The following is a 25,840-nucleotide window of genomic DNA, read 5'->3' as shown; positions in this document are numbered from 1 at the left end:
GGGTGCCGGCCAGCACCTGGTTTACTGCATCACGTTTGAAGGATTCGGGGTAAGTACGTCTGGTCTTGGTCATGAACACAACTCCTGGGTGGGCATTATCCACCTTAAGTCAGTGTCCATCGAGGCCGGGCCAGACCAAATAGTGGGGATTTCATTACATAAAGCGTGGTTGTAAGGTACTTCAATAGCCCTTTCAAATGCGAGTACGCCTTGAGCAATCAATACAACTACGGATGGCACTTTGGCATTTCCCGCGAAGAACTCTTCTTTTGGGTAATGGCAGATCAAACTGCGGAGGAGTTCGGACTTCGTGACATCGAATCGGTGGGTGCTGTTCTGCTTGGAATTAATGTTGTTCCCGTTTCCGGAAAGTTGGGTGGCGCAATACGGGGCACTTCTATCGCATCCCTAGTCTCCCGCAAGGCGGTGCCTGTCACAATAAGAACACGTCTACCCACATTGATTCGGACTGGCCTGTTTTCTATGCGTATAGCCTTTACACGCAACTTGGGGGCGTTTGTTGGGCGAGCGATTCCCATTGTCGGCGAGGCTGTTTTAATCGCGGATGCGGCAACCATCGTTTATCGCACAGTGCGGCGTTATAATCGGTTGGTTAGCCCTAGTGACCAAATATTTTGACTATGGAAACAGATATCTGGGAAACGCTAGTTGCATTTACCCGCAATGAAATTGGGAGACCATTATTCGGAAAGGAAATAGCTCTATCGCGGGAAACGCGCATAGAAGACGATCTACGGATAACGGGTCAGGATGCCATTGATTTTATCGATCATTGGTTTGAGGCATGCAGCATACAGGTGGTCGGCCCCCAAGGATTTCCATATGCGCGGTATTTCGGGCCAGAAGGCACGGCGTTTGCGGCTCCAATATTGGGGATTTTTTTCAAACACCTGAGAAGTGAACCCCTTGCACCTCTCACTTTGGGGCGGTTGGAGCAGGCGGCGATAAGGGGTTTTTGGGACGAATCATTAGAAAATGGCCCTGTAGACAGGTAAAAAAGGAAAGCAATAATGACGAGAACTTTTGCGCAAGCGCGGGCACTGAAAGTGCTCGCAACAGATATTTTGACGGAAAGTGGTGCGTTGACGACGTGTGAAATACATCCGGAAAATGGCCTCTTAGCAGCAAGCACAGAGGGGTACATTCTTCCGGATGCTCTTGATCTTCTTGAGGAAAAACTCGACGCCAAAAAAATGCTTCAAGGCTTTAGGGACAAAGAGATAGAAGCGGAAATGAGGCAGGTTTATGCAGAAAAGGCTGGCGATGGTTGTTGCTCACTTTGCGATAGGCAATTTCAATCCAAGTAATGCGCCGTACTTCTAGAGTGAAACCTTGCCCCGGCTAGTATCACCCTTCTCACGCCGGACGTCCGGACTAATCACCCGCTCCACAGCAACAGGAACACCAGTGCATGCCGTTAACAGCAGCAAACATGCGCCCTACTACCCTCGCCGGTTTAGCGGCTTGTCACGCCGAAGGCAACGGTACCGGCCCGGTCACCATCCACTTGTCCGAAACTGAACCCTCACTGAATTGAAAAGTTGTTTTCCCCAGACGAAATGCTTAGCTTTACAGATGGCTTTACCGCCACGTTAATACTCCGGAATTACACCCGACCTTGTTCTTTAAGTAGCTGGAGATACCATGAATTTTGATAAGAAATATCTAATCTGTTCGTTGGCGTATGTAGCGTTTGGCATGTGCATTGGGATTTACATGGGTGCGTCGCAGAACCATTCCCAGTTTGTCGCCCATGCTCATATTCTTTTGGTCGGTTTCGTTCTGTCTTTTATTTATGGGATTATCCACAAACTTTGGTTGCATCAACCTGATCGGCGTATTTCCCAGGCGCAATTTGTATTGCACCAGATTGCTGCAATTTCGATGTTCACAGGCCTTCTGCTGCTTTATGGTGGTGTGCTTCCGGAAGCCGTTCTTGGGCCAATTCTTGGCATTGCGTCGGTTGGCGTTCTAGTTAGCGCATTACTCATGATTTATCTGGTGTTCAAGTTCAGCGCTGAACTACCACAAAGAGCCTGACATCTCGTTCAACCGGGACTGGCCAACGCTGAACTGGCTTGTTTCGGCCTCACTGAGAAGCGCCAATATATTGGGGCTAACGATGGGTGTATCGGGGCAATGACTCGATGGTGTTACGCCACAGTGCCGCTGCAATACGCTTGACCCTCAATGGGCGCCCGCCTCCCGGCGACATGCTTTCTCCATCAGCTGTTTGGTAGTCAATCAATTGCCCGATTAAATTTCCTATTAAATCCCTTATTTACTGTCGAAGATTTGCCGAATTGCCTACACCAATTAATGCAAGGCGCCGACAGGGGGATTTGCCGCGGACGCGCAGAATAGCCTCATATCCTGCGCCGCCGCTCGTGTGCGGGAATTGCCAATCGCCTGACGAAAGGCGATCCATTTTGCTTAACCAGGAGAAAAGATCATGAAACTCGTAACCGCAATTTTGGCAGTCGCTGCAATCGCGTTCTCCGGCAGCGGTTTTGCCGCAGATGCTTCTGCGCCCAAGGCCCACAGCACCAAGCATCATAAAGCCAGCATACCGGCCAGCCAGAAAATGACCGCTTCTCAGCCACAAGATCAGAAGCCTGAGCCTGAACCGAAGAAGTGAGTTACGCCGGGACAAGTACATCCGGCTGATATTAATCCTTGGCACCCACAACGCTGGCTGAGTCAGCCCGGAAGAAGCGAGCGATCAGAATACGATCATTCAGGCCGCTCGCAACCGCCCTCTTCAATTTGGTGAATGGACCTCAATTTGCGCGCGCCGTTCAAGCACTTCAACGCGCCTGAGAAGCAGTTCGCGCTCGTGTTCGGCGGCCAAGCGTGCCATTTCGGCATCTGCAACCAGTTCGCTAGCCAGCGCAACCATGGCACGCAGGGCTACTACCGCCTTGTCTCTGGCCGTCAGCAAATCAGCTGATTCGACATCAGCAATGGCGGCTTCCAGAGCTTGCAAGTACGTCATTTATATCTCCGGACAATGTTGGGTGCTCTTGCGCTACTGGCAAGATAATTTCTTGTGCAACATTATCCATTGATACGATCAATCCGGTAACGTCAGGCGGAAGATTTTTACGTCTGGGGCGACGCCATCATCCTTGAACCGAAGGCGCAGCGCCCAGTATCCGTTCTCGAATACCGTCGGCTGTGATGACTTCACGTGCGTGGAATCTGGCCAACTTGATACCTGCGTCGCGCATTGCGCGCTCGACAAACACGTCACGATCTTGACGTTTTTTCTGGCTATGCGTTGAGTCGTCCAGTTCAATGCCGGCCACAATTGCATGGTTGGCGTCGCAGATTACAAAATCGATGCTCTTGCGGTCGATTTTGTTTTGCCATGACTTGGCATTTTCTACCGCCCTCACCTCCATGATCCTCAGCATCTGCACTTGAGCAAAGATGTGGTGTTCCGGCATTGCTTGTCGCAGCTTTTCAAAGAACGCCGCCTCTGCCTCAGTGCACAGACGCCCACGCGATTTATACGGATATGGTTCATCTGTCGTGGTCGATCCAGCCGTTTTCCGGGCTTGCTTTTTGACCAGATAGAGCAGCACACCCACGATGACCAGCAGAAAAAACAAACCCTTCATGGCTTTCTCCTTTTTTGGGGGTTAAACCGTAGCACAGGTCTGTGGTTTTTCAGCTTGGTCATCGCCAATGTGGGCTTGGTACCGTGGCAAGCCGGCGTCACATGCCGTTTAATTCTGACTTGGGATGCCGCCGCGATATGCCATTAGTGCTTGCCGCCAACCTTATCCATAATTGCCAGCAAATCGGTCAGCGACTTCTTGCAGCCAGCCTGGTCTGGATGGTTCGAGCGTAGCTCAGAAAGCGCGTTGTCGATGGCTTTATCTACGGCGTGCCAGTCGGTGGCTGCACGCGGTTTTAGCGAAGGCTCGGCGTCATCCCAAGAGGTTTCCAGGTCTTTGATACGGGTTTTTCCGCCCGCCAGATCGCCCTTTTGCACCAGATTCAGGGTATCGACCACAATGGTGCGAAAAGATGCCAGATCGCCCAGTTTGGCGGGTTCAGCGGCATAGGCGGACGAGATGATCGATACGCCAGGAAAGACATCGAACATACCCAAAGCCAATAGCGCGAAAGAGATAGCCAGCAGACGTTTCGAAAGATTATTTTTCAGCATGTTTTACTCCAGATGATTTGCTCTGCCACGGGCAAAGCGAGTGGTTTAATTCAACGACGCGTTGATTTTTTAAATGGATAAAGTCAGAAAACCGGACAGCTAACGGGCTACTCGTTAACTGCAATGGCATTGCGGGTGGCGAGGGATTGCTGAATGCTGACCAGACCAACCAGAACCACAATGACCGACAGGAAAACAATACTGGTCTGCACAGTGCCCAAGCCCACGCCGCCATAGGTTTTGGCTTGAGAGAGCAAGTCACCCAGCGAGGCACCCAGCGGGCGAGTCAGAATGTAGGCCAGCCAGAAGCTGAGCATAGCGTTGGCACCCAGATAGCAGGCGACGCCAATCACGGCAATCAGCGCGCCGAACGCAATAACCCCAACGCGAAAGCCCAGTCCCAATGCCTCGGTCGCCAGATCGCCCGCTGCGGTGCCCAGCGCAAAGGTGAACAAAATGGCGGCCCAGTAAAACAGTTCGCGGCGCCGGGTCACAATGGTGTGGATGGATAACGTGCCCTCAATGCGATACCAGATAGCAAATATCGCGGCCAAAGCAATGGCAAATACGCTGGTACTGGCGTAAAGACTCACACCCAGGCCGTCGGTGAGCGCATCGGTGATCTGGGTTCCGACCACACTGACCAGTACCACGGTGAGCCAGTATTTCCAAGGGATATATTTGCTGGCGCGCAATTGCAGAAACAACGCCGCCACCAAAAAAGCCAGCATGATGCCGCCGGTAGTGGCCGTGCCAAGCCCGACGTGAACAGCCAGATAATCGGCCCCGGTTTCACCCACCGTGGTCGACATGATTTTGATAATCCAGAAGATGAGCGTTACTTCTGGCACTTTGTTCAGCATGGTTAGGGCATGCCGGTTGGGGGATGTAGTCAAAACGTTTTCTCCTATTGAACGGACCAGACTCAAACGCGATCTGATCTCAGCAATCCGTGCGCATTGCAACTGAAGAGCGCCTTCTTCTTGCTGCCGATTGCTTCCCAGGTTATCTCGACTCACTTATCTCAAACTTATAAGACCCCAACGACCGTGCTGGTTACAGTTCCGCAGCGTCCTTCACGCGGACTTGAGGCTAGTCACGACGGGCTTGGCATTTCAATGGCCAATCGCGAAAAACCGGCATTAAAAACAGGCGGTTCGGACACTAAGCCAGCCCTAAGCTGCCCGGAACATACTGCGCAAACATGACAACGCCCGACCACAGAGTGAATCGGGCGTTGGGACATGCACGTTGGTCAAACAATCTTCAGGTGCAGCATGAAACAGCAATCACAACCTGTTTTACGGCGCAGTTATACGAAGCTCGCACGGGCTGTCAAAACGGATGCCATTTTAGCTTGTTTGATGGCGGTGTTAATCGCCGCAATCGTGGCGCTTTCCAGAACCGCCTGATTCGCGCGCCTTAGAAAGCAATAATCACAATCGAGCCAGCCACAATCAGCGATCCGCCAATCGCCACTGGCCAGGTCAGCTTTTCGCCAATAAACAGCACGCCAAGGATGATGGCAAAAGCCACGCTCAATTTGTCTATCGGCGCCACTTTGGTAATTGGCCCAATCTGTAGCGCGCGGTAATAGCAGAGCCAGGATAATCCGGTAGCAATGCCGGACAGCACCAGAAACAGCCAGCTATAAGGCGAAATAGTCCCCGGTTTTTGCCATTCTGCCCGCAAAGACAGAATCCCTGCGGTCACAAACAGGATCACAATCGTCCGGATAAACGTGGCGAAGTTGGAGTTAACGCCAGTGACACCCAGTTTGCCGAAAATGGCCGTTAACGCGGCAAAGAAAGCGGAGCCAAAGGCAAACAAGACCCAACCGGGGAATAATTTCACGATAAATCCTGATGGCAAGTTTCAGACAGCCATTACGGTAGCAATAGCCAGCAGGAATGTCACTTCGCAAAGAGCAGATTGCGCGGTGGCAGAAAACGCAGCGGCCAGGTCAATCATTGCGATTGAACCTGGCCGCTGTACCTCAAATGCTGACGGATTTACACGCTGGATTCGTCACTGCGCTCAGACTGGCGCCCACCCTCCTCCAAGCGCTTTGTAAACCGCTACTAGCTCAATATACGAATCCGATTCCGCTTGAGCCATGGCATCTTCTGCGCTGAGTTGCGTGCGCTCGGCGTCCAGCAGTGTCAGAAAATCTGCTGCGCCTTCTTTGTACCGCACGCGAGCGATATCGGCGGCGCGTTTGCTTTGCTGGGCCGATTCAACCAGTCGCGACAAGCGCTGTTGCGTGCGGTTATAGGTCAGCAATGCGCCCTCGGTTTCTTCCACGGCTTGCAGCACAGTTTGCTCGTATCGCGCCACATCGGCATCGACCACGGCTTTGTTGCTGCGGACCTGGGCATTTACCGCGCCGAGACGGAATGCAGGCCAATCTATGCTCGGCGTGATGCTCCAGGCTTTGGAGCTGGCCTGCCCCAGATCGCCACCACGGCTGGCGATAAAGCCAAGGAACCCACCCAGACTGATACGCGGAAACCGCTCTGCCATGGCGGCACCGACATCGGCATTGGCCGCGGCAAGTTCACGCTCGGCCACGGCAATATCCGGGCGACGGCGAATTAACTCGGCCGCATCACCAATGGGCAATGGCTTGGAGATCGGTGGCAGCACGGCGGGTGCCAATTGTGCATCCAGCGTACCAGGCATGACACCCACCAGCACGGCGAGCCGGTATTGCGTGAGTTTGACGACCGTTTCCAGCGGCGGCAGCGTGGCTTGCACATTGGCCAGATTGGCGCGGGCGCGGGCTACATCCAGTTCCGTGCCTTGGCCGTTAGTCACGCGGGCCTGGGTGATATCCAGCGTGGATTGCAGGTTTTTCAGGTTGCGCTGAGCGACTGCGTAACGCTGCTGCGCGCCGCGCATCAAGTAATAGTTGCGGCCGATTTCGGCCACGACGCTCACACGCACCTGGTCGAGCCCGAAAGCCGCCGCTTCGGCACGAGACCGCGCAGCGGTTTCCAGGCTGGACAAGCGCCCCCAGATATCAAGCTCCCAGCCCGCATCAAAGCCGACTTGCCAGTCATTGGTCAGCACCCGGTTGGTGGTAAAACCGGGTTGCTGCGCCATTTGCCGTGTGACTTGCCCATTGGCCGTCACCACCGGCCAGCGATTGATCTCGCTGATATCAAACTGCGCGCGCGCTGCATTCACCCGCGCCAGGGCGATGCGCAGATCGTGATTGGCGTTCAAGCCCTGGTCGATCAGGCTGTTGAGTTCTGGGTCATCCAGTTGCGCCCACCAGTTGCGTTCAATGCTGCTGGTGTTGAAATCCGCCGTGGCGGTGTTGGCCAAGTGGATTTCAGCAGGCACCGGCGCGTGATATTCCGGCCCGACTGCGCATGCGGCCAGACCTCCACTGAACATCAGCGCGCTAACCAGCTTGAGCGTGGGCAGCGTGAAATGCTTAACAATATTGATCTTGTTGGTCATGTTATTGACCCTCCAGTTGGGCTTGCGGCGGCAACAAGGGTGTGTCGACGGGTCTGGTTTTGCGGTCGGCGTGCACCAGTTTGCGCAGCAGTACATAGAACACCGGCGTCAGCAGCAGGCCAAAGAAAGTCACACCCAGCATGCCGGAGAACACGGCGGTACCCATGGCACGGCGCATTTCAGAACCAGCACCGGTTGAGGTCACCAGCGGAACGACACCCATAATGAAAGCCATCGAGGTCATCAAAATCGGACGCAGACGCAAGCGGCAGGCTTCCAGCACGGCGTGGATCGGATCCATGCCTTCCAGTTCTTCTTTCTCGCGGGCAAATTCGACGATCAGAATCGCGTTCTTGCACGCCAGCCCCACCAACACAATCAAGCCGATTTGTGTAAACACGTTGTTGTCGCCATGAGTGAGCCAGAGCCCGGTAATGGCACTCAACAGGCCCATCGGCACAATCAGGATGACTGCCAACGGCATGGTCCAGCTTTCATACAGCGCCGCCAGCACCAAGAACACCAACAACACGCACAACGGGAAGATCAGGATAGCGGTGTTACCGGCGAGGATTTGCTGGTAAGTCAGCTCGGTCCATTCAAAAGTCATGCCATTGGGCAGTTCTTCTTTGGCGAGTTTTTCCATTGCGGCTTGCGCCTGGCCGGAGCTAAAGCCGGGTGCCGCGCCGCCGTTGATTTCGGCTGTCACATAGCCGTTGTAATGCTGCACGCGATCCGGGCCGCTGGTTTCCTTCACGGTCATGAATGCGCCCAGCGGCACCATGTCGCCATCGGCATTGCGGGTTTTCAGGCGGGCGATGTCGTCTGGGTGCAGCCGGAACGATTGGTCGGCCTGGGCGTTTACCTGGTAGGTGCGGCCAAAGCGGTTGAAGTCGTTCACATACAGCGAACCCAGATAGATTTGCATGGTGTCGAAAGCATCGGTCAGCGCCACGCCGTGGGTTTTGGCCTTGTCGCGGTCGATGTGCGCGTCAATCTGCGGCACATTCACTTCATAACCGCTAAACAAACCGGCCAGCTCCGGCGTTTTGCGGCCTTTGGCGATCAGGTTTTGCACCTGCGTGTACATCTCGTTAAAGCCCAAACCACTACGGTCTTCGATCTGCACTCTGAAACCACCAATCGTGCCCAGCCCTTGTACCGGCGGCGGTGGAAAGATGGCGACAAAGGCGTCTTGCAAGCCAGCGTATTTGGCGTTGAGTTTGCCGGCGATGCCCCCCGCCGACAGATCAGCCGTCTTGCGTTCCTCAAATGGCTTGAGCGTGACAAACAAGATCCCAGCCGACGGGCTGTTGGTGAAGCCGTTGATAGACAACCCCGGAAAAGCCACCGCACTTTGTACGCCTGGTTCTTTCAGCGCAATCGCACTCATGGCGCGGATAACGCTTTCGGTGCGATCCAGCGTGGCGGCGCCAGGCAACTGCGCAAACGACACCAGGTATTGCTTGTCTTGCTGCGGCACAAACCCGCCCGGCACGCTGTTGAAGCCGAGCACGGTCAGACCCAGCAAACCAACGTAGACAAACATGGCAATCGCCGAGCGCCGCAAAATGCCCTGCACCCCGCTCACGTAGCCTGCAGACGAACGATGGAAGAAACGATTAAACGAACGGAAGAACCAGCCGAAAGTGGCATCCATCCAGCGTGTGAGGCGATCTTTCGGTGCATCGTGACCACGCAGCAACACCGCGGCCAGCGCGGGCGACAAGGTCAGCGAATTGAATGCCGAGATCACCGTGCTGATGGCAATGGTCAACGCAAACTGACGATAGAACTGGCCAGTCAGGCCGGAGATAAACGCAGTCGGGATGAACACCGCGCACAGCACCAGCGCCGTAGCGACAATCGGGCCAGTCACTTCGCTCATGGCGCGGCGCGTTGCATCAATCGGGCTTAAACCCAGCTCGATATTGCGTTCAACGTTCTCCACCACCACGATGGCATCGTCCACCACAATACCGATGGCCAGCACCAGGCCGAACAGCGACAGTGCGTTGAGCGAGAAACCAAACAGATGCATTAGCGCAAAGGTGCCCACCAGCGATACTGGCACTGCCACCAGCGGAATGATCGACGCCCGCCAAGTTTGCAGGAACAGGATCACCACCAGCACGACCAGCAGAATCGCCTCGAACAAGGTATGTGCAACGGCTTCGATCGAGCTTTTCACGAACACGGTCGGGTCATAGACGATCGAGTAATCGATGCCCTGCGGGAAATCCTTTTTCAGCGTCGCCATGGTGGCGCGCACATTTTTGGAGATTTCCAGCGCGTTGGAACCTGGCCGGGCAAAGATCGGAATCGCCACGGCGGGTTTGTTATCCAGCAACGAGCGCAAGGCGTAACTGTTGGAGCCCAGTTCAACGCGGGCAATATCGCGCAGCCGCACGATTTCGCCATCGGCACCACTACGGATAATGATGTTGCCGAACTCTTCCTCAGTCACCAGCCGGCCTTGCGTGTTGATATTGAGCTGGTAATCCGCAGTGGATGAGGTCGGCGAAGTGCCGAGCGAACCGGAGGCTACCTGGATGTTTTGCTCGCGTACGGCTTTTACTACATCCGACGCGGTGAGGTTACGGCTGGCGATTTTTTCCGGGTCCAGCCACAGGCGCATGGAGTAGTCGCCCGCGCCAAACAGTTTGACATCCCCCACGCCATCAATCCGCGCCAAAGCGTCTTTGACCTGCAGATTGGCGTAGTTGCTCAGATAGAGCATGTCGTAGCGATTGCTCGGTGATGTCAGGTGCACCACCATGGTTAGATCGGGCGAGCTTTTCTCTGTGGTGACACCAAGGCGCTGCACGTCCGCAGGCAATTGCGGCAAAGCTTGGGCCACACGGTTTTGCACTTGCACCTGGGCTTTGTCGGCATCGGTGCCCAGCGCAAAAGTCACCGTCAGCGTCATTGCGCCATCGGAGGTGGCTTGTGAGGATTGATACAACATCCCCTCGACGCCGTTAATGCGCTGCTCCAGCGGTGACGCGACGGTTTCTGCAATGGTTTGCGGATTGGCGCCAGGATAACTGGCATGCACCACCACGGTGGGCGGCACGACTTCCGGGTATTCGCTGATCGGCAACACCTTCAGGGCGAGCAAACCACCAATAAAGATGATCATCGACAGCACCGCCGCAAAGATCGGCCGCTGGATGAAGTATTGAGAGAATTTCATGGTTGTTCCTTGGGAACGGTCATTCTTGGGACGGGCGTGGCCCATCCGCCAAATTCATCAGGCAAAGCTGGGGCGTAGCCAGTGGTATTTGCCACTGCGCTTGCCCGGCAACGCAAAGCGGTCAGCCTTTAGCGGGGAACTGTTTATCGAGCGTGGAAGGCTCCGTCATCGGCACTTTGGTCGGCGATACGGCCATGCCCGGGCGCACTTTCTGCAAGCCGTTGACCACAATTACATCGCCCGCCTTGAGGCCGCTGCGCACCAGTCGCAGGTCTTCCACGTCGCTACCCAGCTCGACATTGCGGTACTCAAGCTTGTTGTCCTTGCCCAGCACCAGCACAAACTTCTTGCCCAGATCCGAGCCAACCGCACGGTCGTTGATCAGCAAGCCATCGCGCTGCCCTTCGCCTATCACCTTCAGCCGCACAAACAGTCCCGGTGTGAACTCACCGTTTTTGTTGTCAAACACGGCGCGAGCGCGGATGGTGCCGGTGCGCGGATTCACCTGGTTATCCAGAAAATCCACCGCGCCTTGATGCGGATAACCGGTCTCGTCAGCCAGCCCCAGGAAGATCGGGTATTTGGCGTCGGCGGCATCCACCTTGTGGCTGCGTGCCAGTTGCTGGTACTTCAGAAAGGTTTGCTCGTCGGCGTCAAAGTAGGCGTAGACCTTGTCGGTCGACACCACCGTCGTCAGCAAACTGGCGCCCGCGCTGCTGCTGCTCACCAGGTTGCCCGAGGTAATCAGCGCATTGCTCACGCGGCCATTAATCGGCGCGGTGATATGGGTGTAATCCAGATTGAGTTTGGCGGCGGTCAACGCGGCAGCCGTGGCATCGACCTGAGCTTGAGCGGCCAGCAAAGCAGTATTGCGGGCATCAAAGTCTTCGGTACTGATGGCGTCTTGCGACTTCAAACGCTGCGCCCGTTCGGCATCGCTGCGCGCCTGTGCCTGATGCGCCTTGGCCGATTGGTACTCGGCGTTCAGGCGATCCACCTCTGCCTGAAACGGACGTGGATCAATCTGGAACAGTAAATCGCCCTTCTTGACCACGGCACCTTCGTGGAAGTTAACCGATTGCACATAACCACTGACTCGCGGGCGGATTTCCACGGTTTGCGGGGCTTCGAGGCGACCAGTGAACTCGTCAAAATCGTTCAGCGACTTGTGAATGACTGACGCCACGCTCACCACGGGCGGCGGCGGTGCGGCGCTTTGTTCGTTGGCGCGACTATCCTGGCAGGCGGATAGCACCGCAGCGGCCAGTGGCGCCAGAATCAATAACGTGGCGGCAGACCGGATGCGCATTTTGGTTTTGCTTTGCATGATGTTTCTCCAGATAAATGGCTGATAAATCATTGTTTCTTATTGGTATCAACAAGCGCGCTGGCGCATGAATTTGGGTAAAGCAAGATGGGAGTCCGCGGTCTGTTACTCCGCAGAGGGGCAAGGGGGTCGACACCTGCACGACCAAACCATCACCCGGACAACCCGCACGGTAACCAGGTGCTACTGACAACGTTTTGTCAGCAGTCCCGAAATTTTTATGCACTTGGCATTAAGGCGATCGGCCTGCTGATTAAAAGGCGACCACCAACTTGCCGACGTGATTGCCGCGCCGCAGCGCGTTGTAGGCATCCGGCGTTTCATCAAAGCCAAACACCCGTTGAATGACCGGCCGAATCCGGTTGGCACTGAGCGCTTGCAGCAACGACTGGAACATTGCCCGGCTGCCCACGCTGACCCCACGCAACTGGATTTGCCGGGCCAGCAATGCTCCGGCGTTCAGTGCTGTACTGGTGCCGCCCAAATCACCCACCAGGCTGACTTGACCACCCACTCGAGTGGCATTGATTGAGCGATCCAGCTCGTTCCCGGCGACATCGACCACCTGATCCACTCCGCGCCCACTGGTCCAGTCGAGCAAGGCTTTATCCCAGTCAGGTACTCGTTGGTGATTGAGGCCGTGGTCTGCCCCCATATGCATGGCGCGGCACAGTTTGTCGTCACAGCCGGACACAACGGCCACCCGCGCGCCTGCTGCTTTGGCCAGTTGCAACGCAATTGACGCCACCCCACCGGTGCCGAGCACTGCCACGTAATCGCCCGGACGCAGCGGTGCGTTTTCCATCAAGGCGTGCCAGGCCGTAACACCGGCACAAGGCAGCGTGGCCGCCTCTTCAAAAGTTAGCCCCTCCGGCAACACCAGCACCCCGGTCTCGTTGAAAACGACAAACTCACTCAACACGCCGTCGCTATCCTCGCCAAACGTGCGGCGAGTGTTTTCTCGAGTGGCTTGCTGCCCGGTCCAGTCCGGATAAAACGTATTCACCACGCGTTGACCCAGACGAATGCTGCGCACTTCCCGGCCGGTTTCAACCACTTCGCCCGCTGCATCCGACAACGGCACGATGGCATGACGCCCCGGATATTCGCGACTGCGGTCCGCAATATGCAGATCACGATGATTAAGCGAAGCGGCACGAATGCGCACCAGCACGTCGTGCGGACCCAAAGCGGGCGTGGGCCGACTGGGTTGCAGCCGTAATGCGGCACTGCCACTGAGCAAGGGATCGAGTACGAAAGCGCGCATGGCCGCTCCATAAAACGGTTGATTGCGGCAAATATATGAACGAACTAGACCGATCGTCTAATTGATATTTGATAAATATCTCATCATGAAAAATGATGAATGCATGGCCAAACCGAGCGCCGATGCGGGGCTAGCCAGGTTAACGCCGCCAGGGGGAATTGAAGAAAATTTGCAAATCAGGAAGTGCTGCCAAAGCCCGAAATAAAAGACCTGACCCAATATCTTGATATTGTGGAAATGAACCATCATCTTTAGTGATTGGTTTGTTTTACCTCGATTTCACCCCATTTCTGCCGAGGCCCGCTCATGCGTGACGTAGATCTGAATCTCTTGGCGATTTTTGACAGCATCATGACCGAAGGCTCCATCACCAAAGCGGCGCAGCGGCTCGCGATGACCCAATCTGCAGTGAGTAATGCGGTGGCGCGTATGCGGGTAGTCTGGAAAGACCCGCTATTCATCAAGGTGGGTCGCGGCATTCGCCCTACTTCCAAGGCGTCTGCCATCTGGCGAGATATTGGCTTGCCACTGGCCACCATCCGCCAGAGCATCAACCCGGCGCCATTTGACCCGGCAACAACCGCTCGCCGCTTTCGTCTGGCCGCCACGGACTTCATCACCAATCCGATGTGGCCGCCGCTGCGCAACCTGCTCGAAGCGCGCGCCCCCGGCATCGACATTCTGGCGGTACCGGTGCGGGTAAATGGCACACGTGAACAGTTGAACGAGAATGAAATCGACCTTGCGGTGGGCGTCAAAGCGCCGCAAGCCGACGAACTGAAGCAACAGTGGATGTTTGATGTGGGATTTGTGTGCGCCATGCGCCGCAACCACCCGCTGGCCGCACGTCCGCTGACGCTGGACCGCTTTCTGAGCGCGGATCACCTGCTGGTATCGCTATCGGGGGATCCGGTCGGCGTGGTAGATGAACTACTGCTGCAGCGTGGGCAACGCCGCCGCGTGGCAATGACGGTGAATACGTTTTACGGCGTGGTGGATTTGCTGGCGGCGTCCAACTTGATCAGCGTGGTGCCGGAGAGCGTGATTCGCACGCATCCGCGCCGTGCGGAAATCCATGCGACCCCGGTGCCATTTGACATGCCGGTGAGCCGGGCTCATCTGGTGTGGCATGTGCGTCATGACCGTGATCCGGGGCATCAATGGCTGCGCGAGACCGTCATGACAATTGGCACGCAACTTTGCGGTGCGCAGTCCGGGCAATGCTCATTGATGTTGCCGGAGCAATGGCCTGCAACCGAGCCGGCGGAACAATCAGTGGTGTGAACTACGGAACAAGGTGTGGCTTTTTGTCAGACAACTGCGCGGCATATTCGAGTGCCAGCTTCTGCGAGCCGACGACTTCCTGCGAAGCATAGACCCCGCCCTTCAGGCAGCCCTGTGAAATCATCCAGACGCCTGGCGCTTTTTCATCAGCAACTACATTCACTACGGCACTACAGCGTGGCTTGCTGGCCAAGCCTAATGCCAGGCACTCAAAGCAATCATCAGACATGGTCAGAACTCTCAAATTGGAAGAGAGAATTTTGAGAGTTCGACCACCCCCTGGATATCGGATATGCCTTATTTTTCCTGAGAAAATTCCTATCCTGCGTTAAGCCATGGCGGCTGAGCCCGGCCTGTTGCTTTGCCCCAGACTGCAAACGGTCACAAGCGACGCCTAAAACGAACCTACGCTCATCGCTTCCAGCAATGGCTGACGTTTAGCCAGCCATGCTTCCAGCGCGGGTGCAGCCAGCGGGCGCGACAGCAAAAAGCCCTGAATCACATGAAAGCCTTGCTGTTTGAGCAGGTTCAGCTGCGCCTGGTCTTCCACCCCTTCCGCCACCACAACCAGTTGCAGGCTTTCGCCGATGCGTATCACTGCTTCACTGAGTGCACGGGCCGTCTGGTCATGCTGCAGGTCGCGTACAAAGCTCTTGTCCAGCTTTAGCTCGCTCACCGGCAAGCGCCGCAGATAGCTCAAGCTGGAATAACCGGTGCCGAAGTCATCCATGGATAGCCGCACGCCAAGATCCCGGATGTCGTCAATACTGGCCAATGTCCCGACGTTGCCGTCCAGCAAAACGTTTTCAGTAATCTCCAGCGTCAGTTGCTGCGGGCTAAGAGCAAAACGCTGCAGCAGGTCGGCGATGATGTCCGGCAAATCCACGTTATGGAAATTGGTGGGCGACAAGTTCACTGCCACCACGGGGACATCTATACCGCGACTGCGCCAGTCCGCCATCTGCCGGCAAGCTTCTTCCAGCACCCATAAGCCCAACTCACCGATCAAGCCACAGTCCTCGGCCAGCGGAATAAACCGCACCGGCGAGATTTCGCCCAATACCGGGTGATGCCAGCGTGCCAGTGCTTCAACGCCGTAGATGGCACCATCGGCCAGCCTGATTTGCGGCTGGTAAAACAAGCGCAATTGTTTTTCTCGAATGGCCTGCCGTAGCGCCGCTTCCAGCGCCAGGCGCTCTTGTGCCCGCAGATTCATCTCATTACTGAAAAAGCTGAAACCACCACGCTGCGAGGCCTTGGCTTCATACATGGCGATGTCGGCGCGGCGCAGCAGGGTTTCGATATCTTCGCCGTTTTCCGGAAACAAACTGATGCCAATGCTGGCCGAAAGAACGTGCGTCACATCGCCGACCCGTTGCGGGCGCGACAGATTGATCTGGATTTGCTCGGCAATATCGGCCGCGTGATTACCGTCGCATTGCGGCAATACCAGCACGAACTCGTCACCAGCCAGCCGCCCGATGATGTCTGAGCTACGCCGCCCTTGAGCCAGGCTTTGCGCCGCCAGCCGCAACACATCGTCACCCACGGTATGGCCCAGCGTATCGTTGATTTGCTTGAAGCGATCCAGATCCACAAACAAGACCGCCAACGGCGTGCTGTCACGTGCGGCGCCGGCGATTGCCTGCTCGGCTTTGGCCAGCAACAAGCTGCGATTGGGCAGTTCGGTCAGGGCATCGTAAAACGCCAGCTTCTGGATTTCAGCACGCGCCGCTTCGCGTTCGAGGGCCAGCGCGCACAGGTTGACGCACACATCTACCAAGCGTCGATGGAACACGTCTGGCTCGCGTTTTTCGCGGTAGTAGAAGGCAAATGTGCCGACCACATGGCCTTTGCTGGAAATAATCGGGGTGGACCAGCAAGCTTTCAGCCCCAACGGCAACGCGATCTGGGCAAAATCGACCCACAGCGGATCGGTCTCGATGTCGGTGACTACCACTTCTGCGCCGCGAAACGCGGACGTGCCACAGGATCCACTTGCCGGACCCATCACCAACCCATCCAGCGCGCGGGAGAACTTCTCGGGCAGGCTCGGCGCGGCCAGTGCGTGCATGCGTCCGTTTTCATCGACAGATAAAATGGACGACACCACTTCAGGCGATATGCGCTCCACTTCCTGGCAAATCATGTCCATGATCTGCACCACCGGCGTTTCGCGCGCCAGCGCATCCAGGCCTTTATGGTGGATAACCTCGTGCATCTTGGCTTCGGTGATGTCGGTAACCACGCTCACCGTATTGACCAGCAAACCGTGCGTGTCGCGCACCGGGTTGATGATCATTTTGTTCCAGAAGCGCTGGCCGTCTTTGGCGAAGGTAAGCTCCTCCAGCCGGAATGGCCTGCCAGCGTTGGCCGAACTGATGGCTTCTTCGATAACAGCGGGTTTAACGTGTGGCACCAGCAAGGCAATCGGGCGACGACCGTGAATCTCGTCCAGGTGATAACCAAACATGCGCGTGAAACCCGCGTTCACGTACACGATGCGCCACTGACCGTCGGTGACGATCACGGCACTGTCGGTTTCGTCGACCACCAGCGATTGCCACAAGCGCTTGGATTCGCTGCGTTCTCGCTCGACCCTCAGCGACACATCTGAAGAAATCGACAAAATAGACAACAACTGTCCGGTCTGGTCGAAAGTCGGCGCATAGGTGACTTCCAGCCATACGGCGCGCCCGTCACGTGCCACCCGCTCTACCAGCCCCGAGTAAGGCCGGCCGCTGCGCAAAACCCGCCACAAATCCTGATGCGCGCTCAAGCCAGAGTGATGTTTAACCGGGCAAACCAGTTCATGCGGCGCGCCGGCAATCTCTTCTATGGCATAACCAAACGAATTCAGGAACAGCGTGTTCGCACCCAGAAATACGCCATCTGGCGAAAAGCGGGCCACCATCATGCTGCGATCAATTGCATCCAGATGGTCGCGGATTTCCGCCAGCGCTTCTGCCGAGCCACTGGCATGTCGCTGTGTTACCAATGGCCGGTTGCGAATATCTGATGACACAGGTTCAGTCACGGATTGGCTTCCAGTAATGGGTCTTGCGGGTTGCAAACCAGGTTGCGGATCCGGTTTTGCCTGGCACTAAGGGCTTGGCATGACTCCGGCGACAGACTGTAAGTTTCGCATTGACGTGAATATAGTACGAAACCTGTCAGGTCACCTCACTTGCATAATATTGCATTAGAAAATTCTGATGCAAGCATCAAATCGCCGTCCGTCTCTTTCCGCGAAATCGGCACTTTTCGCCAACACCGAAAACTCGCCCGTCCGTCAAAACCCATAAGTTCAGCGGCAGAAAACACCTTCATGCAGCAACTCATAAACACGACATAAGTCGATGTAAATTAGTGATATTTATCCATTAATTTAGCCATATAAAAAATTGACGGCTATTTTTTCAGGGCCAACTGAAGACTCAATATCAACCAACCAGGCAATCCCGCAATCTGTTGCGTCGGAAGGGGCATTCTGCGTTGCGCTGATCAATCAATTAGATAAAAACACTATACGCACAGAGTAAGTATCTACTACCTATTCTTAAAAACCTGGACTGAACTACGATGACCGATTGCGAAATCAGGCAGAACGTCGCTCTCCATTCGAGCATCGGCCACGCGGCGCAGGTTTGCCAGATTGTGCGGGCTCATATAAAACGTATGACATTGTGATAAATGACCTCATCCAGCCAAGGAGCCGCTGTGTCCGACCCTTCTAATATCAATCCGCGCTGGACATGGATTTTTCCGATGCTGTCGGTCTGTGCATTGATTGCCGCATTGGCCATGGGCAACAACGCCGCATTGCTGATCTTTGCCACAGTTTGCCTGGCTGGTACGGTATTCGCGGCGGTCCACCATGCGGAAGTGGTCGCTCACAAAGTGGGCGAGCCCTTTGGCACGTTAGTGCTGGCGGTTGCGGTAACTGTGATCGAGGTGGCACTGATTGTGTCGGTGATGTTGACCGGCGGCGAAGCCAAAGCTGCGCTAGCGCGTGACACCGTGTTTGCGGCAGTCATGATTGTGTGCAACGGAATCGTCGGCTTGTGTCTGCTGTTAGGCGCGATAGAACACCGGGTGCAAACTTTCCAGCAGCAAGGTGCTAGTGCTGCACTGGCAGTGCTGGCGGCCTTGTCGGTGCTGGCGCTGGTATTGCCCAATTACGCCACTACCGTCGTTGGACCAGTCTGGTCGCCTTCTCAACTGGCCTTTTCCGGCGTGGCTTCGCTGGTCTTGTATGGCACTTTTGTTTTTGTGCAAACCGTCCGCCATCGCGACTATTTTCTTGCCGTGCCGTCGCCAGAACAATCGGTCATAGATGCCAACGAATTACATGCGCCACCGCCGAGCAACCAGCAAACGGCGCTCAGTAGCGGTTTGCTGCTGGTCAGTCTGGTCTGCGTGGTTGGACTAGCCAAGTTGCTATCACCCACAGTCGAAGCCGCCGTAGCGCAAGCTGGCGCACCGGCCGTTGTGGTCGGCATCATTATTGCGGGCCTGGTTCTGTTGCCTGAAGGCATTGCGGCGGCCAAAGCTGCGCGGGCCAATCAACTGCAGAAGAGCCTGAATCTGGCGCTGGGTTCCGCATTGGCCAGTATCGGTTTGACCATTCCCACTGTTGCCGCCATTTTCATTGTCACGGGCAAACCGTTATTACTGGGTCTGGATGCCAAAGAATCGGTCATGCTGGTGCTCACCTTGATTGTCAGCACCGTTACCCTGAGCACTGGCCGCACGACCGTTCTCCAGGGCGTGGTCCATCTGGTGTTGTTTGCAGCATTTCTGTTTTTGAATATCGTGCCGTAATTGAAGGCCGATATCGGCGCCACGAGCCGGGTGTGGCGCTTCTTTGGCGGCGGCTTGCTTTACGTGCCAGTTGGCTGAGTGCGGCCAGCCAATATTGGCGTGGGCAAGCTCACCGGCATTCATGTGCGATAGACATCGCCCCGCCACCAGCCCTGCGCAGCGCTCCTGTCGTTGTAACTACGTAACTTCCTCAGGCATTCGCCCACTCACCAAACAGCCGATGTAGCACGTCGGCTGTTTTTGTTGCATCCGCTCCCCCGCATTTTCTTTCTGACCCCTTCCCACCCTTCTCGCTTGAACTGCGAATTTAGCTTCACTTGCCCTGACCAGACTGAGGCAAGCGGACCGTCTTGCCTAAAACGCAGGTCAGGAACAGAATGGCTTTTGTTGTTTAGTAAAAATTAAATAATTAAATAAACACAGCACTTCAGTGCGGCCGATCGCCCGGCTGCCATTGAAATCAACAGGAGTCGTACAGCATGAAGAAGACATTGCACGCTGCAGTTATCGGCCTGACGCTTGCCTCCGCCGCACAGGCCGCGGTTGAGGTGGAGTTCTGGTCCAACAGCTTGTCGCCCAAGTTTGATGGTGTCATGACGCAACTCACCAAAGAGTTCAACGCCAGCCAGAAAGACATTCAGGCCAAATGGGTTGATGTCACGTGGGATACCTATCAAACCCGCGTCATTGCCGCCGTTGCTGCAGGCCGTCAGCCAGGCCTGATCAACATTACCGTGCCGTGGATGGCGCAGTTTGCGCAGAAAAAAATCATCCAGCCGATTGATATCAGCACGTTTCAGTCGGTCTACACCGAAGGCGCGCTGAAAGACGTCAGCTATGAAGGCAAGACCTACGGCATGCCTTGGTACAACCAGGTGCCGGTGCTGATTTATAACAAGGCCATTCTGGATAAAGCGGGCGTAACCGCCCTGCCGCGCAATACCGATGAGATGCTCGCCGCTGCCCGCTTGATCAAGCAGAAAACGGGCGTGGTCGGTTTTGTTCCCAAAATGAACGACGAAGGCGTAACCGGCATCTTCATGATGGAAGGACTGCCGATTCTGCAAAACGGCAAAGCCGTATTCAACGGCCCGCAACACGTAGCCTTGCTGGAGAAATACGCCAAGGCTGTCAAAGAAGGCGTGATTCCGCCGGATTTGTTCAAAGATACGTTTGAAGCAGAAATCGCCGGCTTTGGTAGTGGCCGCTACGCCATGATCGCCACTGCACCATCCGCGCTGATCCGCATCAAAAACGATGCACCCAAGGTCTACGCCAACGCCGCGGTAGCGCCGTATCCCAATAAAATCCTGCCGGGCAATCTGTTTATGTGGTCGGTCCTACAGGGTTACGCCCATAAAGAAGCGGCAATCAAGTTGGGGCAATTTCTGACCAGCGACAAGGCGCAACTGACGTTCTCCAAAGCCACGGAAACCACCATGCCTTCAACCAAAGTCGCATTGGCGGACCCGTACTTTATGGCCGGACAAAACAGCAAAGATGCGGCCACTGCAGGCGGTGCGGTCGCAGCCACGACTGGTGGTGCCGCACGTACTTTGAATGTCTCTGGGTTGCCAGATGAGGCGGGCATGATGAAGGCGTTGAGCACCGCACTGGAAGCTGCAGTCAGCGGCCGCCAGCCAGCCAAAGCGGCGCTGGATCAAGCCGTCGCCTACTGGAATGCGCAGTTGGGTAAAAAATAAATCGCCCGCTCGTATCAAGGATGCGCCGCATGGGTAGCACTCATCCATGCGGCGCATCCCTCCCCGTTTTTCGCATAATCTGAATACTCAGCTAGCCGGTTTGCGCCGGGTGGCCATTGCCTACCAGGACCCACCATGCCTTTGATTGCCTTTTACGACGCCAACTTCCCGTTTAACGGCACACGCCCGGACGCCAGTGCACTGGCGCAATTGAAGGCACAGGGCATTGGATTTCATACCGCCGAAAAACTCAGCGCCGCGCTGAACGCGGCCAAGGGCAAGGGCGATGTGCTGATTCATTTGCATGGACGTTATGTTCCGCGGACAGCGTGGGCGGCCGTGCTGGCGTTTATCCAGCGCGGCGGCGCGCTGGTGAGTCTGGGGCGGCAGGCATTCTCGCAACCGGTCGATGAAGATGGTGGCAGCCGTGAACAAGCGGCGCTATTCCGTGATCTGGATATCCACGAGATCATGGCCGTAGACAGCGGCTCGGCCATCGAACTCAAACCGGGCACCACTTATCCGTGGCTGACCGAGTTTTGTGATTTGTTTGCCGCCAGTACGCCCACAGACGGCTTTGTGCTGATGCCGACCAAACACAAAGACCAGCCACAGGATTCCGGTTCGGCTGGCCCGATGGATGCGCGCATTCATCCATTGCTGATCGCTAGCAATGCGGCGGGCCACGCCATTGCCAGCCCGGTGGTATTGATTGAACGCCTGCGCGGAGTAGCCGCTGGTTCCCGGCAGATTTTTACCAATCTGGATGTCGACGCTGCTTTCTGGCGCAACGGTGGCGCCAAAGCGTTGATCACTCTGGCCGAACACGCCGCCAATGGCGTGACCGAATGGTGGATCAAGCCGGACTTCGCTTGCTACGAGCCCGGCGAGGTCGCCACGCTAACGCTGCAAGGTGAAGCACTTGGCCACGCGCAGCCGCAAAACTGGCAAGCCACAATCAAAGTCGGCAAGGACCATGAAACACTGTATGAACTGACGCAAAGTCTGGCGATGGATGCGGATGGAACCGTGAATATTCGACACGTTTTACCGTTTGCGGTACAGGCTGGTCAGTATCAGGTTGATGTCACGCTCACCAGCGACAGCAACGAAACCATCCAGCTGCAACAAGGCTTCTGGGGCCGGGATCACGCTTTGCTGGAACGGGGAACCCGCTTGCGCGCCGGGCGCGATTATTTTGAACGCGATGGCCAGCCACAACCCGTGGTTGGCATGACCTATATGGCCAGTGACGTTCACCGCAAATTTCTGCAGCTACCTAACGTCGCGGTGTGGAACGCCGACATGGCAACGCTGGCCGGCATGGGCGTCAATTATTTGCGTACCGGTATCTGGAGCGCCTGGCGCCACGCCATGTTTGTCGATGGCCATGCCAACGAAGCCATTCTGCGCGCCATTGATGCGTTTATTCTCACCGCCGCCGCACACGATCTGGAAGCGTGTTTTACCTTTTTTGCCTTCACCCCAGAAGCATGGGAAGGCAGCAACCCTTATCTGGACCCACGCTCCCGTGCGGCGCAAAAACGCTTTATCCGCGCCATTGTCGGGCGCCACGCACAGACCAAACGAGTGCACTGGGACCTGATCAACGAGCCATCGCTGTTTGACCCGGCGCGCATCTTCATTGGCCCACGCACTTTGCGCGATCCCCATGAAATTGCCGCTTTCAGAAGCTGGCTGCAGCAGCGTGAGCCGGACATCAGCGTCTGGCAGGCTCGCTGGGACGCCAGCCCGGCGCAACTACCAGACTGGTCTGCCGTATTACCGCCGCAACCGGAAGAAGTGGGCTTTAACAACACCGAAATCCTGCCCAAACAACACGGTATCTGGCTCGACTACAGCTTGTTTACCCAAGCCATGCATGCCGAATGGGCGGGCGATCTGGCCCAAACCATCCGCGCTATCGCACCCGGCGTAATGGTTTGTGTCGGGCAGGATGAAGCCTTGGGCCAGCAACGCCCGCAACCGTTCTTTTATGCCGAGGCAGTCGATTACACCACGGTGCATAGCTGGTGGCTCAATGATGCACTGGCCTGGGACAGTCTGTTCAGCAAAACCCCGGGCAAGCCCAACGTGATCCAGGAAACCGGCATCATGCACGTGGAGCGCCCAGATGGCCGTTCGCGTCGCAGCGAGGCCGAACTGCAAGCTTTGCTGGAGCGCAAATATGCCTACGCTTTTGCATGTGGCAATGCCGGGGCGGTACAGTGGATATGGAACATCAACTACCACATGGACAATATCAACGAGTCGCATATCGGCGCTTGCCGAGCGGATGGCTCCATGAAACCGGAAGCCGAAATCACCGGCGCTTTCGGCGCGTTTTTTGGCAACCTGCAAGTCAAACTGGCTGCACGACAGTTGCCGGAAACGGCGGTGATCTATCCATTTGCCAACGATTACAGCAACCGGCGCTCAGCCCTTGAAGCCACACAACAATTGGTGCGCAGCTGCTTCTTTGAGCTGGGTCTGCCGTTGCGCGCAGTCAGCGACTTTGATCTGGACAGCTTGTTGGTGGACGTACCAAAACTGGTCTTGCTACCCTGCCCGCAAAATCTGGCACAACAAACGTGGATTGCGCTGGAAAACCTGTTGTTGCAGCACGATGTCACGGTACTGCTCACCGGCCCGGCCACACTGGACGAATACTGGCGCCCCGCTACGCAGCGTTTTGCCATGAAAGAGGCCGCCGTACGCAATCTAAGCCGCGAAGAAATTCTGCAACTGGATGACACAATGCTGCGCGCCAGCTTTGGCGGCGAGGCAATTGGCCGACTCAGCACGGGCGCTCATCTGGATGGCAGTGCCTCCAGCCTGACCCAGATCGAGATTGGTCGTGGCCGCATTCTGTGGTGCCCGTTACCACTTGAACTCAACCAGCGCAGCGACACGCTCGAAGCGGTTTATCGCAAAGCCATGCAAACAGCCAAAGTGAGCGCGCCGTGGCAGTGGATCGGCGAGGCGCAACCAGGCGTGTTTTTGCAAAAGCAAAGCTTTGCCGATTGCAATTTGTGGATCGCGGTGAGCGAATCCAGCCGCGACAGCCAGCTGGCCTGGCAAGACCAGATAACTTCTCGCAGCTATCAAACCACGTTGGCGGCGGGTCGCGCCTTGCTGTTGCTGACTGATCATTCTGGCGACGTTGTGCAAACCCTGCGTGATCACCCGGTAGATGTGCAATGACAAGCCCTCTTCCAACCGGCACTGGTACGCATGGTCGACCGCAATCGCCCCGCTTTATCAGTGCCGCGGTCGAGGCTGAAATTGCCCGGATTGCCGCAGTCATCACCAACCCGAAGCTGCGCGCAATGTTTATCCGCTGTTATCCCAATACGCTGGATACCACGGTGTTTTTTCAGGATGACGACGACGAGCCGGACACCTTTGTGATTACCGGCGACATTCACGCCATGTGGTTGCGCGACAGCACGGCGCAGGTTTGGCCGTATATGCGACTGATTCCGCAAGACGCGCAACTGGCGCGAATGATTGCCGGGCTGGTGCGTCGTCAAACCGCGTGCATTGCGCTCGATCCGTATGCCAATGCGTTTAACGACGGCCCTGGTCACAGCGAATGGCAACTCGATAACACCGAGATGAAGCCCGAACTGCATGAGCGCAAATGGGAGCTGGATTCGCTGTGTTACGCCATTCGCCTGGCGCACGGCTACTGGCAGATTACGCAAGATCGTCGCCCGTACAACGCGTTCTGGCTGCAAACCATGCGTTTGCTGGTCGCCACGCTACAACAACAGCAACGCAAAACAGATGCGGGGCCCTATCGCTTTACTCGCAAGACGGCGTGGCAATCGGATACGTTGCCATGCAATGGCATTGGCAATCCGCTGCGGCCCGTCGGCTTGATCGCATCAATGTTCCGCCCTTCGGACGATGCCTGCATCTACCCGTTTCTGGTGCCGTCAAACCACTTTGCCGTAGTGAGCCTGCGCCAGTTGGCCGCAATGCTCGATACGCTTTACCCCGATGATCCACTTATCGAAACCTGCCGCACGCTGGCGGATGAGGTGCACGCCGCGCTGCAGCGGAATGCCATCGTTATCCACCCGGTTCACGGGCGCATCTGGGCATATGAAGTGGACGGATTCGGCAATGCGCTGATGATGGACGACGCCAATGTTCCAAGCCTGCTGGCCTTGCCCTACCTGGGTGCCGTAGACATTAACGACGAGATTTACCGCAACACTCGGGCGTTTGCGCTTTCTACCGACAACCCGTGGTTTTTCCGTAGCGGCGACGAGCAACTGGAAGGCATCGGTAGCCCGCACACGCTCATGCCGCGCATCTGGCCGATGTCGATCATCATGCGGGCGCTGACCAGTTCGGATCAGGTGGAAATCAGCACTTGTCTGCGTATGTTGTTGGCCAGCGACGGTGGCAGCGGTCTGATGCATGAATCATTCATGCCGGACGACCCGACAGACTTCACCCGCAGCTGGTTTTCCTGGGCAAACACCTTATTTGGTGAGCTGATTACCACACTTGCAAGCGAGCGTTCAGCACATCTGACTATGCCTGCTGCATAATGCGCGGC

The 25,840-nt window shown here is 56.1% G+C and carries 22 protein-coding genes; 11 read left to right on the top strand and 11 right to left on the bottom strand.

Annotated elements, in window-relative coordinates:
- Positions 1 to 210 precede the first annotated feature (210 nt).
- The 5 genes from P4L78_RS17470 (at position 211) to P4L78_RS17450 (ending at position 2,659) form a co-directional block, all read left to right on the top strand.
- A complete protein-coding gene (locus P4L78_RS17470; RefSeq protein WP_309329416.1) occupies positions 211 to 639 on the top strand; it encodes an STM2901 family protein in 429 nt (142 codons plus the stop codon).
- Between the two features lie 2 nt (positions 640 to 641).
- Positions 642 to 1,016: a DUF1493 family protein gene (locus tag P4L78_RS17465; RefSeq protein ID WP_309329414.1), complete on the top strand. Its 375-nt coding sequence runs from the start codon at positions 642 to 644 to the stop codon at positions 1,014 to 1,016.
- 15 nt (positions 1,017 to 1,031) lie between these two features.
- Entirely contained in the window at positions 1,032 to 1,328 is a 297-nt protein-coding gene (locus P4L78_RS17460) for a hypothetical protein (RefSeq protein WP_309329412.1), read from the top strand.
- Between the two features lie 337 nt (positions 1,329 to 1,665).
- On the top strand, positions 1,666 to 2,061 hold the full coding sequence (locus tag P4L78_RS17455; RefSeq protein ID WP_283149399.1) for a hypothetical protein: 396 nt from the start codon (positions 1,666 to 1,668) through the stop codon (positions 2,059 to 2,061).
- A 412-nt stretch (positions 2,062 to 2,473) separates the two neighbouring features.
- The gene (locus P4L78_RS17450; RefSeq protein ID WP_283149398.1) at positions 2,474 to 2,659 is read left to right on the top strand and encodes a hypothetical protein; all 186 of its coding nucleotides are present in this window, start codon (positions 2,474 to 2,476) and stop codon (positions 2,657 to 2,659) included.
- A 123-nt stretch (positions 2,660 to 2,782) separates the two neighbouring features.
- Here the strand turns inward: P4L78_RS17450 and P4L78_RS17445 are convergent, their stop codons facing one another.
- From P4L78_RS17445 to P4L78_RS17430, 4 genes are all read right to left on the bottom strand, one after another.
- Complete coding sequence (locus tag P4L78_RS17445) at positions 2,783 to 3,016, bottom strand: hypothetical protein (protein ID WP_309329410.1); 234 nt, start codon at positions 3,014 to 3,016, stop codon at positions 2,783 to 2,785.
- A 127-nt stretch (positions 3,017 to 3,143) separates the two neighbouring features.
- Entirely contained in the window at positions 3,144 to 3,644 is a 501-nt protein-coding gene (locus P4L78_RS17440) for a DUF2726 domain-containing protein (protein ID WP_309329408.1), read from the bottom strand.
- A 143-nt stretch (positions 3,645 to 3,787) separates the two neighbouring features.
- Positions 3,788 to 4,198 carry a hypothetical protein gene (locus tag P4L78_RS17435; protein WP_309329407.1) on the bottom strand — a complete coding sequence of 137 codons (411 nt, stop codon included), beginning with the start codon at positions 4,196 to 4,198 and terminating at the stop codon, positions 3,788 to 3,790.
- Positions 4,199 to 4,305: 107 nt separating this feature from the next.
- Positions 4,306 to 5,094, bottom strand: coding sequence for a hypothetical protein (locus P4L78_RS17430; RefSeq protein WP_309329405.1), 789 nt, complete (start codon positions 5,092 to 5,094; stop codon positions 4,306 to 4,308).
- Positions 5,095 to 5,475: 381 nt separating this feature from the next.
- Between P4L78_RS17430 and P4L78_RS17425 the strand changes: the two genes are divergently transcribed.
- On the top strand, positions 5,476 to 5,610 hold the full coding sequence (locus P4L78_RS17425) for a hypothetical protein (protein ID WP_309329403.1): 135 nt from the start codon (positions 5,476 to 5,478) through the stop codon (positions 5,608 to 5,610).
- Positions 5,611 to 5,620: 10 nt separating this feature from the next.
- Here the strand turns inward: P4L78_RS17425 and P4L78_RS17420 are convergent, their stop codons facing one another.
- The 5 genes from P4L78_RS17420 to P4L78_RS17400 all read right to left on the bottom strand — a co-directional run bounded on the left by P4L78_RS17420 (position 5,621) and on the right by P4L78_RS17400 (position 13,456).
- Entirely contained in the window at positions 5,621 to 6,052 is a 432-nt protein-coding gene (locus tag P4L78_RS17420; protein ID WP_283149393.1) for an EamA family transporter, read from the bottom strand.
- A 183-nt stretch (positions 6,053 to 6,235) separates the two neighbouring features.
- Positions 6,236 to 7,666, bottom strand: coding sequence for an efflux transporter outer membrane subunit (locus tag P4L78_RS17415; RefSeq protein ID WP_283149392.1), 1,431 nt, complete (start codon positions 7,664 to 7,666; stop codon positions 6,236 to 6,238).
- A 1-nt stretch (position 7,667) separates the two neighbouring features.
- Positions 7,668 to 10,862: an efflux RND transporter permease subunit gene (locus P4L78_RS17410; RefSeq protein WP_309329401.1), complete on the bottom strand. Its 3,195-nt coding sequence runs from the start codon at positions 10,860 to 10,862 to the stop codon at positions 7,668 to 7,670.
- Positions 10,863 to 10,983: 121 nt separating this feature from the next.
- A complete protein-coding gene (locus tag P4L78_RS17405; protein WP_283149390.1) occupies positions 10,984 to 12,189 on the bottom strand; it encodes an efflux RND transporter periplasmic adaptor subunit in 1,206 nt (401 codons plus the stop codon).
- A gap of 253 nt (positions 12,190 to 12,442) precedes the next feature.
- Positions 12,443 to 13,456, bottom strand: a complete 1,014-nt coding sequence (locus tag P4L78_RS17400) for an NAD(P)-dependent alcohol dehydrogenase (RefSeq protein ID WP_283149389.1) — start codon at positions 13,454 to 13,456, stop codon at positions 12,443 to 12,445.
- A 306-nt stretch (positions 13,457 to 13,762) separates the two neighbouring features.
- Between P4L78_RS17400 and P4L78_RS17395 the strand changes: the two genes are divergently transcribed.
- On the top strand, positions 13,763 to 14,740 hold the full coding sequence (locus P4L78_RS17395) for a LysR family transcriptional regulator (RefSeq protein WP_283149388.1): 978 nt from the start codon (positions 13,763 to 13,765) through the stop codon (positions 14,738 to 14,740).
- Between the two features lies 1 nt (position 14,741).
- On the opposite strand, the gene P4L78_RS17390 is transcribed toward P4L78_RS17395, so the two are convergent.
- A complete protein-coding gene (locus P4L78_RS17390) occupies positions 14,742 to 14,969 on the bottom strand; it encodes a hypothetical protein (RefSeq protein WP_283149387.1) in 228 nt (75 codons plus the stop codon).
- 165 nt (positions 14,970 to 15,134) lie between these two features.
- Positions 15,135 to 17,777, bottom strand: coding sequence for an EAL domain-containing protein (locus P4L78_RS17385; protein WP_309329398.1), 2,643 nt, complete (start codon positions 17,775 to 17,777; stop codon positions 15,135 to 15,137).
- Positions 17,778 to 18,460: 683 nt separating this feature from the next.
- Between P4L78_RS17385 and P4L78_RS17380 the strand changes: the two genes are divergently transcribed.
- The 4 genes from P4L78_RS17380 (at position 18,461) to P4L78_RS17365 (ending at position 25,832) form a co-directional block, all read left to right on the top strand.
- On the top strand, positions 18,461 to 19,564 hold the full coding sequence (locus tag P4L78_RS17380; RefSeq protein ID WP_283149385.1) for a calcium:proton antiporter: 1,104 nt from the start codon (positions 18,461 to 18,463) through the stop codon (positions 19,562 to 19,564).
- A gap of 479 nt (positions 19,565 to 20,043) precedes the next feature.
- Complete coding sequence (locus P4L78_RS17375; RefSeq protein ID WP_309329396.1) at positions 20,044 to 21,267, top strand: sugar ABC transporter substrate-binding protein; 1,224 nt, start codon at positions 20,044 to 20,046, stop codon at positions 21,265 to 21,267.
- 135 nt (positions 21,268 to 21,402) lie between these two features.
- The gene (locus tag P4L78_RS17370) at positions 21,403 to 24,471 is read left to right on the top strand and encodes a hypothetical protein (RefSeq protein ID WP_309329394.1); all 3,069 of its coding nucleotides are present in this window, start codon (positions 21,403 to 21,405) and stop codon (positions 24,469 to 24,471) included.
- Complete coding sequence (locus P4L78_RS17365; protein WP_309329392.1) at positions 24,468 to 25,832, top strand: glycoside hydrolase family 125 protein; 1,365 nt, start codon at positions 24,468 to 24,470, stop codon at positions 25,830 to 25,832. The genes P4L78_RS17370 and P4L78_RS17365 overlap by 4 nt, the downstream gene beginning before the upstream one ends.
- Positions 25,833 to 25,840: the final 8 nt, after the last annotated feature.

The sequence above is a fragment of the Silvimonas sp. genome (assembly GCF_031291215.1).
Classification (GTDB): Bacteria; Pseudomonadota; Gammaproteobacteria; order Burkholderiales; family Chitinibacteraceae; genus Silvimonas; species Silvimonas soli.
This window is presented reverse-complemented; position numbering and strand designations above follow the sequence as displayed.

Bases quoted from the DNA above. Each gene is read 5' to 3' on its own strand.
- P4L78_RS17465 (WP_309329414.1), top strand. From the start codon at position 642: ATGGAAACAGATATCTGGGAAACGCTAGTTGCATTTACCCGCAATGAA.
- P4L78_RS17460 (WP_309329412.1), top strand. From the start codon at position 1,032: ATGACGAGAACTTTTGCGCAAGCGCGGGCACTGAAAGTGCTCGCAACA.
- P4L78_RS17455 (WP_283149399.1), top strand. From the start codon at position 1,666: ATGAATTTTGATAAGAAATATCTAATCTGTTCGTTGGCGTATGTAGCG.
- P4L78_RS17450 (WP_283149398.1), top strand. From the start codon at position 2,474: ATGAAACTCGTAACCGCAATTTTGGCAGTCGCTGCAATCGCGTTCTCC.
- P4L78_RS17445 (WP_309329410.1), bottom strand. From the start codon at position 3,016: ATGACGTACTTGCAAGCTCTGGAAGCCGCCATTGCTGATGTCGAATCA.
- P4L78_RS17440 (WP_309329408.1), bottom strand. From the start codon at position 3,644: ATGAAGGGTTTGTTTTTTCTGCTGGTCATCGTGGGTGTGCTGCTCTAT.
- P4L78_RS17435 (WP_309329407.1), bottom strand. From the start codon at position 4,198: ATGCTGAAAAATAATCTTTCGAAACGTCTGCTGGCTATCTCTTTCGCG.
- P4L78_RS17425 (WP_309329403.1), top strand. From the start codon at position 5,476: ATGAAACAGCAATCACAACCTGTTTTACGGCGCAGTTATACGAAGCTC.
- P4L78_RS17415 (WP_283149392.1), bottom strand. From the start codon at position 7,666: ATGACCAACAAGATCAATATTGTTAAGCATTTCACGCTGCCCACGCTC.
- P4L78_RS17410 (WP_309329401.1), bottom strand. From the start codon at position 10,862: ATGAAATTCTCTCAATACTTCATCCAGCGGCCGATCTTTGCGGCGGTG.
- P4L78_RS17405 (WP_283149390.1), bottom strand. From the start codon at position 12,189: ATGCAAAGCAAAACCAAAATGCGCATCCGGTCTGCCGCCACGTTATTG.
- P4L78_RS17400 (WP_283149389.1), bottom strand. From the start codon at position 13,456: ATGCGCGCTTTCGTACTCGATCCCTTGCTCAGTGGCAGTGCCGCATTA.
- P4L78_RS17395 (WP_283149388.1), top strand. From the start codon at position 13,763: ATGCGTGACGTAGATCTGAATCTCTTGGCGATTTTTGACAGCATCATG.
- P4L78_RS17390 (WP_283149387.1), bottom strand. From the start codon at position 14,969: ATGTCTGATGATTGCTTTGAGTGCCTGGCATTAGGCTTGGCCAGCAAG.
- P4L78_RS17375 (WP_309329396.1), top strand. From the start codon at position 20,044: ATGAAGAAGACATTGCACGCTGCAGTTATCGGCCTGACGCTTGCCTCC.
- P4L78_RS17370 (WP_309329394.1), top strand. From the start codon at position 21,403: ATGCCTTTGATTGCCTTTTACGACGCCAACTTCCCGTTTAACGGCACA.
- P4L78_RS17365 (WP_309329392.1), top strand. From the start codon at position 24,468: ATGACAAGCCCTCTTCCAACCGGCACTGGTACGCATGGTCGACCGCAA.